The 14,036-nt window shown below is 62.6% G+C and carries 13 protein-coding genes; 8 read left to right on the top strand and 5 right to left on the bottom strand.

From position 1 onward, the window contains the following. Together BMY52_RS13625 and BMY52_RS15460 are read right to left on the bottom strand one after the other, a co-directional pair. Nucleotides 1–91: MerR family DNA-binding transcriptional regulator (locus BMY52_RS13625; RefSeq protein WP_143050486.1), on the bottom strand; the 91-nt coding region annotated here is incomplete at its 3' end. 58 nt (nucleotides 92–149) lie between these two features. Continuing rightward, nucleotides 150–287, bottom strand: a complete 138-nt coding sequence (locus BMY52_RS15460) for a hypothetical protein (protein ID WP_177169977.1) — start codon at nucleotides 285–287, stop codon at nucleotides 150–152. Nucleotides 288–725: 438 nt separating this feature from the next. On the opposite strand from BMY52_RS15460, the gene BMY52_RS13620 reads away from it, so the two are divergent. Both BMY52_RS13620 and BMY52_RS13615 read left to right on the top strand, forming a co-directional pair. Beyond that, a complete protein-coding gene (locus BMY52_RS13620) occupies nucleotides 726–1,310 on the top strand; it encodes a cytochrome b (protein ID WP_090255314.1) in 585 nt (194 codons plus the stop codon). A 208-nt stretch (nucleotides 1,311–1,518) separates the two neighbouring features. Further along, a complete protein-coding gene (locus tag BMY52_RS13615; RefSeq protein WP_090255313.1) occupies nucleotides 1,519–2,703 on the top strand; it encodes an IS701 family transposase in 1,185 nt (394 codons plus the stop codon). Between the two features lie 160 nt (nucleotides 2,704–2,863). Here the strand turns inward: BMY52_RS13615 and BMY52_RS13610 are convergent, their stop codons facing one another. From BMY52_RS13610 to BMY52_RS13600, 3 genes are all read right to left on the bottom strand, one after another. Continuing rightward, the gene (locus BMY52_RS13610) at nucleotides 2,864–3,631 is read right to left on the bottom strand and encodes a competence/damage-inducible protein A (protein WP_090255330.1); all 768 of its coding nucleotides are present in this window, start codon (nucleotides 3,629–3,631) and stop codon (nucleotides 2,864–2,866) included. A 13-nt stretch (nucleotides 3,632–3,644) separates the two neighbouring features. Continuing rightward, nucleotides 3,645–4,754: a ferrochelatase gene (hemH, locus tag BMY52_RS13605; protein ID WP_090255328.1), complete on the bottom strand. Its 1,110-nt coding sequence runs from the start codon at nucleotides 4,752–4,754 to the stop codon at nucleotides 3,645–3,647. 267 nt (nucleotides 4,755–5,021) lie between these two features. Beyond that, nucleotides 5,022–5,561, bottom strand: a complete 540-nt coding sequence (locus BMY52_RS13600) for an HNH endonuclease (protein WP_090255326.1) — start codon at nucleotides 5,559–5,561, stop codon at nucleotides 5,022–5,024. 346 nt (nucleotides 5,562–5,907) lie between these two features. Here BMY52_RS13600 and BMY52_RS13595 point away from each other — a divergent pair, with 346 nt between their 5' ends. The 6 genes from BMY52_RS13595 to BMY52_RS13570 all read left to right on the top strand — a co-directional run bounded on the left by BMY52_RS13595 (nucleotide 5,908) and on the right by BMY52_RS13570 (nucleotide 14,023). Further along, on the top strand, nucleotides 5,908–7,041 hold the full coding sequence (locus BMY52_RS13595; RefSeq protein ID WP_090255311.1) for a Re/Si-specific NAD(P)(+) transhydrogenase subunit alpha: 1,134 nt from the start codon (nucleotides 5,908–5,910) through the stop codon (nucleotides 7,039–7,041). Continuing rightward, nucleotides 7,035–7,328, top strand: a complete 294-nt coding sequence (locus BMY52_RS13590) for an NAD(P) transhydrogenase subunit alpha part 2 (RefSeq protein ID WP_177169978.1) — start codon at nucleotides 7,035–7,037, stop codon at nucleotides 7,326–7,328. Before BMY52_RS13595 ends, BMY52_RS13590 begins: the two co-directional genes overlap by 7 nt. Next, nucleotides 7,329–8,711: an NAD(P)(+) transhydrogenase (Re/Si-specific) subunit beta gene (locus BMY52_RS13585; RefSeq protein WP_090255307.1), complete on the top strand. Its 1,383-nt coding sequence runs from the start codon at nucleotides 7,329–7,331 to the stop codon at nucleotides 8,709–8,711. 298 nt (nucleotides 8,712–9,009) lie between these two features. Then, nucleotides 9,010–11,220, top strand: coding sequence for a primosomal protein N' (locus BMY52_RS13580; RefSeq protein ID WP_090255305.1), 2,211 nt, complete (start codon nucleotides 9,010–9,012; stop codon nucleotides 11,218–11,220). Between the two features lie 467 nt (nucleotides 11,221–11,687). Next, a complete protein-coding gene (gene argS / locus BMY52_RS13575; protein ID WP_090255303.1) occupies nucleotides 11,688–13,448 on the top strand; it encodes an arginine--tRNA ligase in 1,761 nt (586 codons plus the stop codon). Next, nucleotides 13,448–14,023 carry an SPOR domain-containing protein gene (locus BMY52_RS13570; protein ID WP_090255300.1) on the top strand — a complete coding sequence of 192 codons (576 nt, stop codon included), beginning with the start codon at nucleotides 13,448–13,450 and terminating at the stop codon, nucleotides 14,021–14,023. The genes argS and BMY52_RS13570 overlap by 1 nt, the downstream gene beginning before the upstream one ends. The last annotated feature ends 13 nt before the right edge of the window (nucleotides 14,024–14,036 follow it).

The following is a 14,036-nucleotide window of genomic DNA, read 5'->3' as shown; positions in this document are numbered from 1 at the left end:
CCAACCTGCCCGATGCTTCCCAGCGGCGCAGTGTCGTAATGGACACGCCCAGCGCCTTGGCGGCCTCACCGATGCTTGCCAATCTTTTCATATTGGAAAGTATCGATAAGTTATGAATAGATTTCAAGCGAACTGCTTAAGCCCCCTCCTCACTCCTCCCGAGGCTTCCCGTACACCACCACATAGGCTCCGTATAGAAACAGGGCACCGCCCACCGCCAGGATGGGCATGGAGCCCAGCATGAAGCCGATGTGCCCGATGACGTATCCGATCACGAACCACCACATAGCCCGACTCCTCTTGGCAAACCAGTACGAGCCAACCCAAACATGCAGCTGACGTGAGTTGTACAGGTCGTTTGCGAACAGCCCCGACCGTGACGCGCCGGGGTTAACCAGATCCTATTGGCATACTATGATCCAGATGAGCGCCAGGTTCCACCTGATGAACACCGTGGGATTGCGTGGGGAGTGCGTCCGATTGCGCCTCACCAGCCCAACACACTGACACAGATCAGCACGGCGAACGGCGAGTACGGCCAAGCTGGGGAGGGACGGGGTGCGAAAACATCACATGAACAACGCACCCGAACAGGTCCGATGACAGCCCTGCGGCTTATATTAAGACCGAAATAGGGCTTAAACTGTGTGCGGGTTAACCAATGGGTCGGTCAACGCAAACCGCGCTCGAAGCCGGCCCCATCACAAACCAATAAGGGAGCGACCATGAGTACAGACTATCCGAGTGTTGGCGTAGCCTCCGGGCTGCCGCGCCATTCCTTTCCCCTGCGCGTATTGCACTGGCTGATTGCCGTCCTGCTGGCCTTCTCGCTGATCGGCGGGTTCACCCTGGGCACCCTGGGCCATGAGCGCATTGTGGAGCTCGTGGGCACGGATATCGCCAATATAGCCTATATGGCTCACAAGACGCTGGGCATCACCATCCTGGGTCTCATGGTGCTGCGCCTGGTGGTGCGGTTGCTCCAGGGCACACCGCCCTACGCGGTGGAGCTGTCCGGATTCCAGCGGTTCATGAGCCGGCTGGTGCACTTCCTGCTGTACGTGATGGTGATCGCCATTCCCATCGTGGGCAGCCTGGCCACAGCGGCTGCCGGCTTCCCGGTCAACTTCTTCACCTGGGAACTGCCAGCCATGATCGCCGAGAACCCGGCCCTGGCGGAACAGCTCTTCCAGGCTCACATGATTCTGGGACTGTGCATCATCGCCGTGCTGGTGCTGCATATCGGTGCCGGCCTGCGTCACAAGCGTCGCGGCGACTGGGTCATGCACCGGATCAGCCTGGGCCGCTAAGGCAACGGGCTGTGCCTCTCCCGCCGTCTTGGGAGGAGCACAGCCCGTCAGATCCATTTCCGTCATCAAAAAAGCGGCCTCCAAGGGCCGCTTTTTTGATGACGCCTCGTCCGTGGCCCGATGCCCAAGGTCTGGGCCTAGTACTACAGCCGTAAGTGAATAAGCTACACTGTATGTGATTGATTTCCCAGCGATCACAAGGTGAAGAATGCAAACACAGGATCTTTCTGTCTCAGCATTGTTCGACAGCCTAGCGAAACGTTTAGGTCCGCTCTTCCCCCGCTCGGAAACGCGTGATCGTGCACTATGTTATGTTCAGGGCCTGCTCAGTCAATGCGAACGAAAGAATGGCTGGCACCTGGCCGAATGGCTCGGAGATAAATCCCCGGATGGGGTGCAGTACCTGTTGGATCGTGCCCGCTGGGATGCGGATGCGGCGCGTGATGTCCTCCGCCAGTGGGTCATCGATACACTGGGCTCCCCTGAGGGTGTTCTGGTCCTGGACGAGACCGGCTTCATCAAGAAAGGGCAGCATTCTGCTGGTGTGCAACGTCAGTATAGTGGCACCGCTGGTCGGATCGAGAACAGTCAGATCGGGGTCTTTCTTCTCTACGCCAGTCCGGCAGGGCATGCGTTCCTGGATCGCGCCCTCTACTTGCCCAAGTCCTGGACACAGGACCGAGAACGTTGTCGGCGCGCTGGGATCCCCGATGATGTCGACTTTGCCAGCAAGCCGGAGCTTGCTCGCAGGATGCTGGAGCGTGTGCTGGACCAGGGGGTACCGGCTTCCTGGGTGACGGGTGATAGCGTCTATGGTGGCAACCGCAGTCTACGTCTGTGGCTGGAAGATCGTTCGCAACCCTTTGTTTTAGAAGTAGCTTGCAATGAACCTTTATGGTGGAAGAGCTTCGATTACACGCGAGCTGATGAGATCGCAGCGGCACTTCCGGAGGATCAATGGCAGACGTTGTCAGCTGGTTCGGGCAGCAAGGGGGAGCGCCTGTATGACTGGGCACTGACGCCCCTGGCAAGACTGCAGCCTACGGAAGAAGCACGCCGCTGGGGTCACTATCTTCTGATCCGGCGAAGCCTCTCGAAACCAGATGAACTGGCCTATTACTTGGTCCACGCTCCTAAAGATTGGGTCTCTATCGAGACACTGGTTCGGGTTGCAGGTCAGCGCTGGAAAATCGAGCAGGGTTTTCAGACGGCCAAGAGCGAGTGCGGCTTGGATGAGTACGAGGTGAGACGCTGGGGGAGCTGGTATCGTCATATCACCTTGTCACTGCTGGCGCATTCTCTGCTCGTGGCGATTCGGCAGGCGACCCAGCAGCAAAAAAAAACCCGACCGACAGAATTCAATGGACACTCCCCGAACTCAAACGGCTTATAGGGAAATGGATTTGGCATGGGCAGCACACGTTGTCGCACGTACTTCATTGGTCAGATTGGCGACGACGACATCAATACCGGGCTTGGCAGTGCCACTGTCGGCAGCAGCTAGCCTGGCTTTCGATTAATGACTGACCACCTCTGCAGTTACGGCTGTAGTACTAGGGCTTGGTCACCGCACTCACCTGGGGCTGCTCCTGCCAGCGAACCCCCTGTGCATCCAGCGCCGCCAGGAGCATCTGAGCGGCCTCCATGACATCATCCGCCGGGCCCTTGATGCCCAACTCCACCTCACGACAGCCCGCCTGGGTGGATGGCAGGCTGGACAGGCGAATCCCGGGGAAACGCTCCATGACCGCCTCCATGATCGGCACCAGGTCCGATTCCGGCGTACCACTCACCAGCACCAGTCGCTCGATCACCGGCACCTTGCCGAACAGATGGGTGTAATGAGTATCCAGCACCCATTCCACCATGGGCCAGGCCATGTTGGGAAAGCCCGGCACACAGTGATGATGCTGCATGCTGAAACCCGGAATGCGGTTCACCGGGTTCGGAATCAACGAGGCCCCCGCAGGCAGCTCCGCCATGCGGATGCGATGCGGATAGGCCGACTCCCCGAAACGCTCCTCCAGAATGGCCACTGCCTCTGAATGCAGGGTGAGATCCACGTTGGCGGCCCGCGCAAAGCACTGCCGGGTACGGTCGTCAGGCGTGGCCCCGATGCCACCAAAACTGAAGACCACGGCACCGCTGGCCAGGGTCTGGCGGAGATGCTCGGTCAGCAAATCGGCATCATCACCTACAAAGCGCGCAGAGGACAGCTCCAGGCCCCGCTGGCTCAAGGCCTGGATCAGGAACTCCATGTGCTTGTCACGACGCTTACCGGACAGCAACTCGTCACCGATGATCAGGGCGGTGATATGCACGCCATCCCCCACTTCAGTTCTTCGCGCCCATGGCCAGGGCCCGCTCCCGTGCCTGTTCCCCAAGTTCCCGCCTGGCTTCGTAGTCATAACCTGTATCCGCCTCCGGCCAGCCTTGAATATGACGCAGGATCAGGTCGGCCAGTGCGTCGGTATGGTCGCGCCGTGTATTCAGGGAGGGAATGTAGCTGAAGCGTTCGCCGCCAGCTTCCAGGAAGGCCTCGCGGCTTTCATCGGCGATCTCCTCCAGGGTTTCCAGGCAGTCGGCCGAGAACCCGGGACAGACCACATCCAGGGATTTCACGCCCTGCTCCGGCAGACCGGTGATGGTCTCCGAGGTGTAGGGCGTCAGCCACTGCTGGCGGCCAAAGCGAGACTGGAAGGCCACCTGCCACTGGTGCTCGGGCAGCCCCAGATTTTCTGCCACCAGGCGTGCCGTGGTCTGACAGTAGCAGTGATAGGGGTCTCCCTGGTCCAGGTAGTCCCGGGGAATGCCGTGGAAGGAGAACAACAGGCGCTCGCCCTGGCCGTTGGCCTGCCAGTGCTCGCGGATACTGTCCGCGACCGCCTGAACATAAGCGGGATCACTGTGATACCCCATGATGAAACGGAGTTCGGGCACCCAGCGCCAGCGACTCACCTCGTGGGTGACCGCATCGAAGGTGGAACCGGTGGTGGATGCGGCATATTGCGGGTAAAGCGGCAACACGAGGATGCGCCGGGCACCGGCGCGGCGCAATTCTTCCAGACCGGCGCGGATGGAGGGATTGCCGTAGCGCATGGCCACAGCCACCTTCACCGGACCGGGAAGGCGCTCCGCCATGCGTTCTGCCACGGCGGCGCCCTGCGCACGCGTGGTAGTCAGCAGCGGCGAGCCGTCTTCGCCCCAGATCTGGGCATATTTCGCGGCGCTCTTGCGAGGGCGCGTGTTGAGGATGAGGCCATTGAGCAGCAACCACCACAGGGGGCGCGGCGCCTCCACCACCCGCGGATCCCAGAGGAACTCCTTGAGATAGCGCTTGAGTGCCGCCGGCGTGGGGGCATCCGGAGTCCCCAGGTTGGTGATCAGGATTCCCAGACTCTGGGGGCTCCCATGACGATAGTCCGGCTCGCCAATATAGGTCATGGTACGTTCTGCTTTTTGGTTTGAAGACAGCCCCGAGGGCGAACGATCCGCTGAGGTTTCCGCCGACTCGTCCTTGCGACGCGTTACCGGGGCATCAAGATCGACCGCTTCTCTGTACAACTCAAGAGCCATATGGACTCATCCCCCAGAACACAAGGCGAGACTGTAAACCGACACGCGTCGATTCACCAGAGTTCAGGCGCCATGCTTTGACTTGGTTTCGGTTTTGTCGCATTCCGCCCCGGGAAGCGACCCGGCGTGACTGCACTACTGTAAGGCCCTGAGGCGTAGCGGACTGGTCCGCGGAAAATGCGCCTGCAGGAATTCCATCTGATCCGCCAGCACCCGCCGTCCCTGCAGGTAGATGTATTCGGCATGGGTGGGCACGAAGGGCACGGCCAGCAACTGCATGACGGCCTGTTCCGGTGTGCGACCCGCCTTGTGATTGTTGCAACGCTTGCAGGCCGTCACCACGTTACTCCAGTGATCCTGCCCCCCCTGACTGATGGGGGTGACGTGATCCCGCGACAGATCCCGGTACGGGAAGGGATGGCCGCAGTACAGGCACAGGTGAGCGTCGCGCTTGAACAGGGCCGAGTTGTTGAGCGGTGGCACGTAGCGCTCACGTACTGCCCTGTTGGTGCCGTAGGTGGCGATGATGGAGTTCACCTCCACCACGCTGCGGCGCCCGGAGCGTGCATTGACACCCCCGTGAATACGGTAAAGCACCGCGCCGCAGGTAAACGCCACCTGTTGAGCGTGATAAAGCCGCACGGCCTGCTGATAGTCGACCCACTCCATCGGCATGCCTGAAGCATCAGTGCGAAGCACCTGCTGAGTGAACTCGTACACCCCTGCGCCCCCCGGAGGTTATACCGGCACGTCATGACTCTGCCCCAATCCCGCCCAGAAAGCAATTATCAAGCCGCTACACCGCCTCGAAACGCGCCCCGGACAGAGCTTTGATGTTCAAAGGTCGGCAAAATTCCGCTACCATGCCCTGTTTTTGGGCACATCCCGGAAAAATTCAGTAAAGCTGGGCCTGACGGCCCCCCGAATGGTCAATATTCACCCCAGAACCGTTGCAGTCCTATAACGCCAGGATCGGTCGACCGCCGGCCATTATCCCTGCACGGGCAGACGGAGTTAAGCCATGCCGATCAAACTTGCAATACCCAAAGAGACCGACCGCGGTGAGCGGCGAGTTGCCCTGGACCCCTCGGTGGCCGCCCGATTCGCCAAGATGGGTCTCGAGGTCATGATTCAGAAGGGGGCGGGTGCCGAGGCTCAGTTCCCCGACGAGGCCTACGCGGATGCCCGCGTGGTGAACGATGCCAAGGCCCTGCTGGGCGAAGCGGATATCGTCGTGAAAGTGGCACCACCCAGTAAGGAAGAAGTGGAAATGATGAAGGACGGCGCCATGATCGCCGGCTTCTTCCATGCCCACAAGAACCCGGAAGTGGTCAAAGCCATGCAGGAGAAGAAGATCTCCAGCTTTGCCATGGAACTGATTCCGCGTATCTCGCGTGCCCAGAGCATGGACGCACTGTCTTCCCAGGCCGCCGTGGGCGGCTACAAGGCCGCGATCATGGGGGCGGATCTGTCCTGCCGCTTTTTCCCCATGCTGACCACGGCAGCCGGCACCATCCGCCCGGCCAAGGTCGTGGTCATCGGCGCCGGCGTGGCCGGCCTGCAGGCCATCGCCACCGCACGCCGTCTGGGCGCCATGGTGGAGGCCTATGATGTGCGCTCGGCCACCAAGGAGCAGGTGGAATCCCTGGGCGCCAAGTTCCTGGACCTGGGCGTGAAGGCCGAAGGTGAAGGCGGCTATGCCCGCGAACTCACCGATGAGGAAAAGGAGCAGCAGCAGGAGGCCCTGGCCAAGTTCATCGGTCAGGCCGACGTGCTGATCACCACTGCCGCCATCCCCGGCAAGCCCTCCCCCATGCTCATCCCGCAGAAGATGGTGAACGGCATGAAGTCCGGCGCGGTGATCATCGACCTGGCCGCCGAGGGCGGTGGCAACTGCGAACTCACCAAGCCCGGCAAGACCATCACCAAGGGCGGTGTCACCATCCATGGGCCGCTCAATGTGGCCAGCCAGGTGCCGCTGCACGCCAGCGAGATGTATGCCAAGAACCTGCTCAACTTCCTCACCCCCATGCTGCCCGAGGGCAAGCTGGAGCTGGACTGGGAAGATGAGATCATTGCCAAGAGCTGTCTCACCCACGAGGGTGAGATCAAGCACGAAGCGACCCGCAGCCTTGTAGAAGGAGGTCAATCATGATCGAGGGTTTCGTCGCACTCTATATCTTCATGCTCGCCGCCTTCACCGGCTACGAGGTCATTTCCAAGGTGCCGGTGATCCTGCACACACCATTGATGTCCGGCTCCAACTTCATCCACGGCATCGTGCTCGTGGGCACCATGGTGGCCCTGGGCCAGTCAGAGACCGGCCTGCAGCAACTGGTGGGCTTCGTGGCCGTGATCCTGGCCGCTGGCAACGCCGTGGGCGGGTACGTGGTGACCGAGCGCATGCTTGAGATGTTCAAGTCCAGCAAGGGGGCCAAGTAAATGAGCTTCATCGTCAATCTCGCCTACTTTGCGGCGGCCATCCTGTTCATCATCGGCCTGAAGCAGATGGCTTCGCCGGTGACCGCCCGACGCGGCATCATCTGGGCCGGCTGGGGCATGGTCATCGCCACCGTCGTGACCTTCCTGCACCCTCAGGTGATCGGCTTCGTCAACTATCTGCTGATCATCGCCGGTATCGGCATCGGCGGCGGCCTGGCCTGGTACACGGGCAAGCGCGTGCCCATGACCGACATGCCGCAGATGATCGCCCTGTATAACGGCATGGGCGGCGGGGCCGCGGCCGGTATCGGCATCGTGGCCCTGATGGGCTCTTACAGCATGAGCTGGACGATCCAGTTCATTGCCGTGGCCGGTGTGATCATCGGCTCCGTGGCCTTCTCCGGCTCTCTGATCGCCTTCGGCAAGCTGCAAGGCCTGATCAAGAAGTCGCTGCGCTTTGACATGCAGCAGAAGATCAACCTGGGCGTACTGGGTGCCACCGTGCTGCTGGGCATCATCATCGCCTTCAGTGGGGCCGAAGTGAACGGCACTCTGCTGTTCCTGTTCGTGCTGCTGGCCCTGGCCTTCGGTGTGCTGATGACCATCCCCATCGGCGGCGCCGACATGCCGGTGGTCATCTCCCTGTACAACGCCCTCACCGGCCTGGCGGTAGGCCTCAAGGGCCTGGTGCTGGACAATGCCGCACTGATGATCGCCGGTATCGTGGTGGGTGCCGCCGGCACGCTGCTCACCCAGCTGATGGCCAAGGCCATGAACCGGCCTTTGACCAACGTGCTGTTCTCCTCCTTTGGCGAGACCCCCAGCGGCGACCAGGAAGAGGTCAGCGGCAGCATGAAGGAGATCGAGGCCTCCGACGCTGGCGTGATGATGGCTTTTGCCAATAAGGTGATCATCGTTCCCGGTTACGGCATGGCCGTGGCCCAGGCACAACACAAGATCTGGGAACTCACCCAGCTGTTGCAGGAGCGTGACGTGCAGGTGAAGTTCGCCATCCACCCGGTGGCGGGTCGCATGCCCGGTCACATGAACGTGCTGCTGGCCGAGGCCGGCGTGCCTTACGACGTCATCTATGATCTGGATGAGATCAATAACGAGTTCAAGACGGCCGATGTGGCCGTGGTGATCGGTGCCAACGACGTGGTCAACCCCGTCGCCCGCTCCAACCCGGAGAGCCCGATCTACGGCATGCCCATCCTCAATGCCGACGAAGCGAAGAACGTCATCGTCATCAAGCGCGGCAAGGGGGCGGGTTTCTCCGGCGTGGAGAACCATCTGTTCTACGCCGACAACACGCGCATGCTGTACGGCGACGGCCAGAAGGTAGCCGGTCAGCTCATCTCCAGCATCAAGGAAATGGGCTAACCCTCTCGAGGGTTGCCAGCTTGAAGAGCCCGGGCCTTGTGCCCGGGCTTTTTTTTGGGCGCAAGGAGAGTTAACGTGAACGAGGCAAGGTTCAGCCACAAACACTCCCTTCTCCCCCGAGGGGGAGAAGGGCCGGGATGAGGGGGCAAGGCAGGCACGGTGCCGGCCCTTCACCCCAACCCCCTTCCCCGCAGGGTAGAGGGGCTTGGTAAGTCACCCTCTTTCATCGTCGAAATGCCTCACTACCGTGATGCATGAGATTCAGGGTGCCAGTCCCCGGCCTTGAGTCATCAGGTGCATGCCGAGTTCATCCCCCCCCACCATCGTTCAGGTTGCCGTGCCCACGCCGCTGCACGGTCATTTCGACTACCTGCCCCCTGCCCAGGGCCCGCTCCCCCCGGTGGGCGCGCGGGTGCGGGTGCCCTTCGGACGTCGCCGGATCGTGGGGTTGGTGGTAGGGCATGGGCAGGGCTCGGCACTGCCGAATGCCCGGCTCAAACGCATCGAGGCCGTGCTCGACGAGACACCGCTGCTGGACGCCCCGCTGCTGAACCTGCTGCGCTGGGCCGCCGACTATTATCACCACCCCCTCGGCGAAGTGATCAGTGCCGCCCTGCCCCAGACCCTGCGCCAGGGCAAGCTGGCCATCGCCCGAGGCATCGAACGCTACCATGTCACTGAGTCCGGCCGGACCATCGCCCCCGACGGCCTCACCCGCGCCCCCCGCCAGGCATCGGTGCTGCGTCGCCTTCAGGCAAACCCTGAAGGAATCACCCTGGAGCAATTGCGCGAAGGTCAGGACACCGATCCGCGCGCGGCCCTCAGGGCCCTGATCGACAAGGGACTGGTGGAGCGACATCACCGGCCCTGTCTGGAACCGCCCCGGGATGAACGCCCGGACGCACCGGCACTCAATGCGGCCCAGCAGGCCGCTATCTCGAGTATCACGGAAAGCCTTGGGGGCTTTACGTGTCATCTGCTGGAAGGCGTGACCGGCAGCGGCAAGACCGAGGTGTATCTGCACGCCATTGAACAAGTGCTGGAACGCGGCCTGCAGAGCCTGGTCCTGGTGCCCGAGATCGCCCTCACCCCTCAGTTGCTGGAACGCTTTCGCCAACGCCTGGCCACCCCCATCGCCGTGCTGCATTCCAGCCTCAGTGACGGTGAACGTCACTGTGCCTGGCTCTCTGCCCGGTCCGGCGAGGCCGGGGTGATCATTGGCACCCGCTCGGCGGTCTTCGCACCCTGGGCCCGCCCGGGACTGATCATCGTGGACGAGGAACATGACGCATCCCTCAAGCAGCAAGAGGGCTTTCGCTATCACGCTCGGGATCTGGCCGTGATGCGCGGGCACAGGGAAGCCGTGCCGGTGGTGCTGGGCTCGGCCACCCCTTCGCTGGAGAGCCTGGGCAACGTGGAGCGTGGTCAGTACCGCAGGATCGAACTTCCCGCCCGGGCCGGTGGGGCGGTGGCGCCCCGTCTCAAGGTGCTGGACGTGCGGCAACAGTTCATGGACGAGGGGCTGTCCACAGCACTGCTGGATGCCATGCAACGCCATCTGGATGCGGATGGTCAGGTGCTGCTGTTCCTCAACCGGCGCGGCTTTTCCCCAGCCCTGATCTGCCATGATTGCGGCTGGGTGGCTGACTGTCACCGCTGTGACGCCCGCATGACCTGGCATGCCTGCGCCCGACTGCTGCGCTGTCACCATTGTGGCCACGAAACCGGACTGCCGGCCCGCTGCCCCTCCTGCGGCAGCCCGCTGGCGCCCCGGGGCCAGGGCACGGAGCGCATCGAACAGGCCCTGCACAAGCATTTCCCCCAATATCCGGCCATTCGCATCGACAGGGACAGCACCCGCCGCAAGGGATCGCTGGAATCCGCCCTGGCGGGGGTGCGCGAGGGGCGTTATCGCATTCTGGTGGGCACGCAGATGCTGGCCAAGGGGCATGATTTCCCCAATGTGACCCTGGCGGCCATCCTGGATGCGGATCAGGGATTGTTCAGCGTGGATTTTCGGGCGGTGGAGCGTCTGGCGCAGACGATCATCCAGGTGGCGGGGAGGTCGGGGCGGGCCCTGCGGGCCGGCGAGGTGCTGATCCAGACCCACCAACCGGATCACCCGCTGCTGTCCAGCCTGCTGGGCGGTGGCTACAGGGCCTTTGCACGCACCGCTCTGGCGGAAAGACGCGAGGCCACCCTACCCCCTTATGCCTCCCTGGCCCTGCTGCGGGCCGAGGCCGTGGACGCACAAACACCCCTGGCCTTTCTGGAGCAGGCGCGGGATCATCTGCAGACGCTGTCGCTGCCAGGGATTCATCCCTGGGGCCCGGCGCCCGCCCCCATGGAACGACGTGCCGGGCGTTATCGAGCGCATCTACTGCTGCATGCGCCCCGACGCCAGGACCTGCAGCGCGCCCTGGGGCCCTGGCTGACGGAGCTGGCCCGGTTGCCCGGCGCCCGGCAGGTGCGCTGGTCCATCGACGTGGACCCGGCGGATCTCACGTGACGGGAGCCCCGATCCCTCAGGCTTCGCCAAGCCCTGCCCGGGTCGTTCGCGAACGACCCCTACAAGGCACGGTAAACCCCTACACCCCCAACCCGTACGGGTCGTTCGCGAACGACCCCAGCAAGGCCCGGCAAACCCCTACACCCCAACCCGTACGGGTCGTTCGAGAACGCCCCCAGCAAGGCCCGGCAAACCCCTACACCCCAACCCGTACGGGTCGTTCGCGAACGACCCCAGCAAGGCCCGGCAAACCCCTACACCCCCAACCCGTACGGGTCGTTCGCGAACGACCCCAGCGAGGCACGGTAAACTCCTACATCTCCGACCCTGTACGGTCGTTCGCGAACGACCCGTACGGCGGGCAATACCGCCCGGGTTTGCCCCAAGGTATTCACCCACCTCACCATCCCCGGTAAAATCTTGCCAGCAAATCAGGCCCTTCGCCCCAATCTCGGATACCCAAAACCTTGAAACCGCAACTCCAGGCCCTTCTCGAGCAGTCCCTCCAAGCCCTCAAGCAAAGCGGCGCCCTCAATGAAGGGCATCATGTGGAGGTGCAGCTGACCCGAACCCGGGACAAGGCCCATGGTGACTTTGCCACCAACCTGGCCATGCAACTGGCCAAACCCATGGGCTCCAGGCCCCGGGATGTGGCCCAGACCCTCATTGATCATCTACCCGAATCGCCATTGGTGGAAAAGGTGGAGATTGCCGGGCCAGGCTTCATCAACCTGTTCATCAGCCAGGCCGCACGGCTGGCGGTGATCACCCAGGTGCTGGAATCCGGCGAAGACTACGGTCGCAGCCATCTCGGGGAAGGCAAGCGCGTGCAGGTGGAATTCGTCTCCGCCAACCCCACCGGACCGCTGCACGTGGGCCATGGCCGCGGAGCCGCCTACGGGGCCGCTGTGGCGGATCTGCTGGAGACCGTTGGCTTTGACGTGCACCGGGAATACTACGTCAATGATGCCGGCCGGCAGATGGATATACTGGCTTCCAGCGTGTGGCTGCGTTACCTGGAACGCTGTGGAGTCGACTTCCACTTCCCGGCCAACGGCTACAAGGGCGACTATGTGCGCGACATCGCCGACACCCTGTTCCAGGAGCACGGCAAGGACTACGCCATCAGCGCCGAGGCGCTGATGAGTGGCCTGCCCGCCGACGAGCCCGACGGCGGCGACAAGGAAATCTTCATCGATGCCATCATCCGCCGCGCCCAGGAAGCCCTGGGCGAGAACCGGTACCGCTACGTCTTCGAATTGGGCCTGAACAGCATCCTTGATGACATACGCGATGATCTGGGAGAGTTCGGGGTGCACTACGACACTTGGTATTCGGAGCGTTCGCTCACTGAAAAGGGATCCGTGAACCGCGCCCTGGACACCTTGCGCAATCATGGTCAGGTCTACGAAAAAGACGGTGCCCTATGGTTCCGCTCCACCGAATACGGCGACGAGAAGGATCGCGTGGTGCAGCGCGACAATGGTCAGACCACCTATTTTGCCTCGGATATCGCCTATCACATGGAGAAGTTCGAGCGCGGTTATGACCGGGTGATCGACGTGTGGGGGGCCGACCATCATGGCTACGTGCCCCGGGTGAAGGCTGCCCTTCAGGCCCTGGGCCAGGACGATGCCCGCCTGGACGTGCTGCTGGTGCAGTTCGCCATCCTCTATCGCAGTGGGGAGCGGGTGCAAATGTCCACCCGCTCGGGCAGTTTCGTCACCCTGCGCGAACTGCGCGACGAAGTGGGCAAGGACGCGGCCCGCTTCTTCTACGTGATGCGCCGCTGTGAACAGCACCTGGACTTCGACCTGGACCTGGCCAAGTCCGAATCGGCAGACAACCCGGTGTACTACATCCAGTACGCCCATGCGCGAGTCTGCAGTGTGCTGCGGCAGATGCAGGCCAAGGGGCTGAGCCACGACCTGGCCAACGGTCAGTCCCATCTGGCGCGCCTCACGGAAGACCATGAGGCCGCCCTGCTCGGCAGCCTGGCCCATTACCCGGAACTGGTGGAATCCGCCGCCCTGGCCGAGGAGCCCCACCAAGTGGCCAACTACCTGCGGGATCTGGCCAATGACTTCCACACCTACTACAACGCCCATCAGTTCCTGGTAGACGATGCAGACCTGAGAGACGCCCGCCTGAACCTGATCCTGGCCGTGCGCCACGTGCTCGCCAATGGCCTCAAGCTGCTGGGCGTTTCCGCACCCGAGGAGATGTAATGGCCCGCAACACCCGACGCCAGGCCAGCCGACGCAAGCCGCCACCGCAGGAGACGGCCCCCCTGCCCGGTTGGGTTTGGGGTGTGGCCGGCCTGGCCATCGGCCTGTTTGCCGCCCTTCTGGTCTACCTGGAAACTCAAGGCTCAGTGCAGGAACCATCACCCCAGGCTCGCGTGGAACAGGCCCCACCGGCGGGGCCGGAAACGGAATCACGGCATCGGTTCGAGTTCTACACCCTGCTCCCGGAACTGGAAGTGGTGGTTCCCGAGCCCCGCGTGGATCCGCCGTCGGCCCCGGGCGGTGAACCTCCACCGCCCTCCCGGGTAGAGGAGCCCGGCGAGTACATTCTGCAGGCGGGCTCGTTCAGGGGTTCCCAGGACGCTGACCGCATGCGTGCCAGCCTGGCCATGCTGGGAGTGGAAGCCAGCATTCGGCAGGTGGAAGTGAACAACGATACCTGGCATCGGGTACAGGTGGGCCCGTTCAGCGACCTGGATCAGCTGAATCGCATCCGCGATCGTCTGCATGACAATCAGATCCAGACGATGATGATGAGAAAGCCCGGATCCGGTTGAAGCCCCTCCTGGC

The sequence above is a fragment of the Ectothiorhodospira marina genome (assembly GCF_900109495.1).
GTDB lineage: Bacteria > Pseudomonadota > Gammaproteobacteria > Ectothiorhodospirales > Ectothiorhodospiraceae > Ectothiorhodospira > Ectothiorhodospira marina.
Note: the sequence above shows the minus strand (reverse complement) of the source record. Positions and strands in the feature narration are given on the sequence as shown.

What these genes read in the sequence shown, in the direction of transcription:
- BMY52_RS13585 (WP_090255307.1), top strand. Translation starts at nt 7,329, where the DNA reads ATGAGCTTCATCGTCAATCTCGCCTACTTTGCGGCGGCCATCCTGTTC.
- BMY52_RS15460 (WP_177169977.1), bottom strand. Translation starts at nt 287, where the DNA reads ATGTGGTGGTTCGTGATCGGATACGTCATCGGGCACATCGGCTTCATG.
- BMY52_RS13620 (WP_090255314.1), top strand. Translation starts at nt 726, where the DNA reads ATGAGTACAGACTATCCGAGTGTTGGCGTAGCCTCCGGGCTGCCGCGC.
- hemH (WP_090255328.1), bottom strand. Translation starts at nt 4,754, where the DNA reads ATGACCTATATTGGCGAGCCGGACTATCGTCATGGGAGCCCCCAGAGT.
- BMY52_RS13595 (WP_090255311.1), top strand. Translation starts at nt 5,908, where the DNA reads ATGCCGATCAAACTTGCAATACCCAAAGAGACCGACCGCGGTGAGCGG.
- BMY52_RS13580 (WP_090255305.1), top strand. Translation starts at nt 9,010, where the DNA reads ATGCCGAGTTCATCCCCCCCCACCATCGTTCAGGTTGCCGTGCCCACG.
- BMY52_RS13600 (WP_090255326.1), bottom strand. Translation starts at nt 5,561, where the DNA reads ATGCCGATGGAGTGGGTCGACTATCAGCAGGCCGTGCGGCTTTATCAC.
- BMY52_RS13570 (WP_090255300.1), top strand. Translation starts at nt 13,448, where the DNA reads ATGGCCCGCAACACCCGACGCCAGGCCAGCCGACGCAAGCCGCCACCG.
- BMY52_RS13615 (WP_090255313.1), top strand. Translation starts at nt 1,519, where the DNA reads ATGCAAACACAGGATCTTTCTGTCTCAGCATTGTTCGACAGCCTAGCG.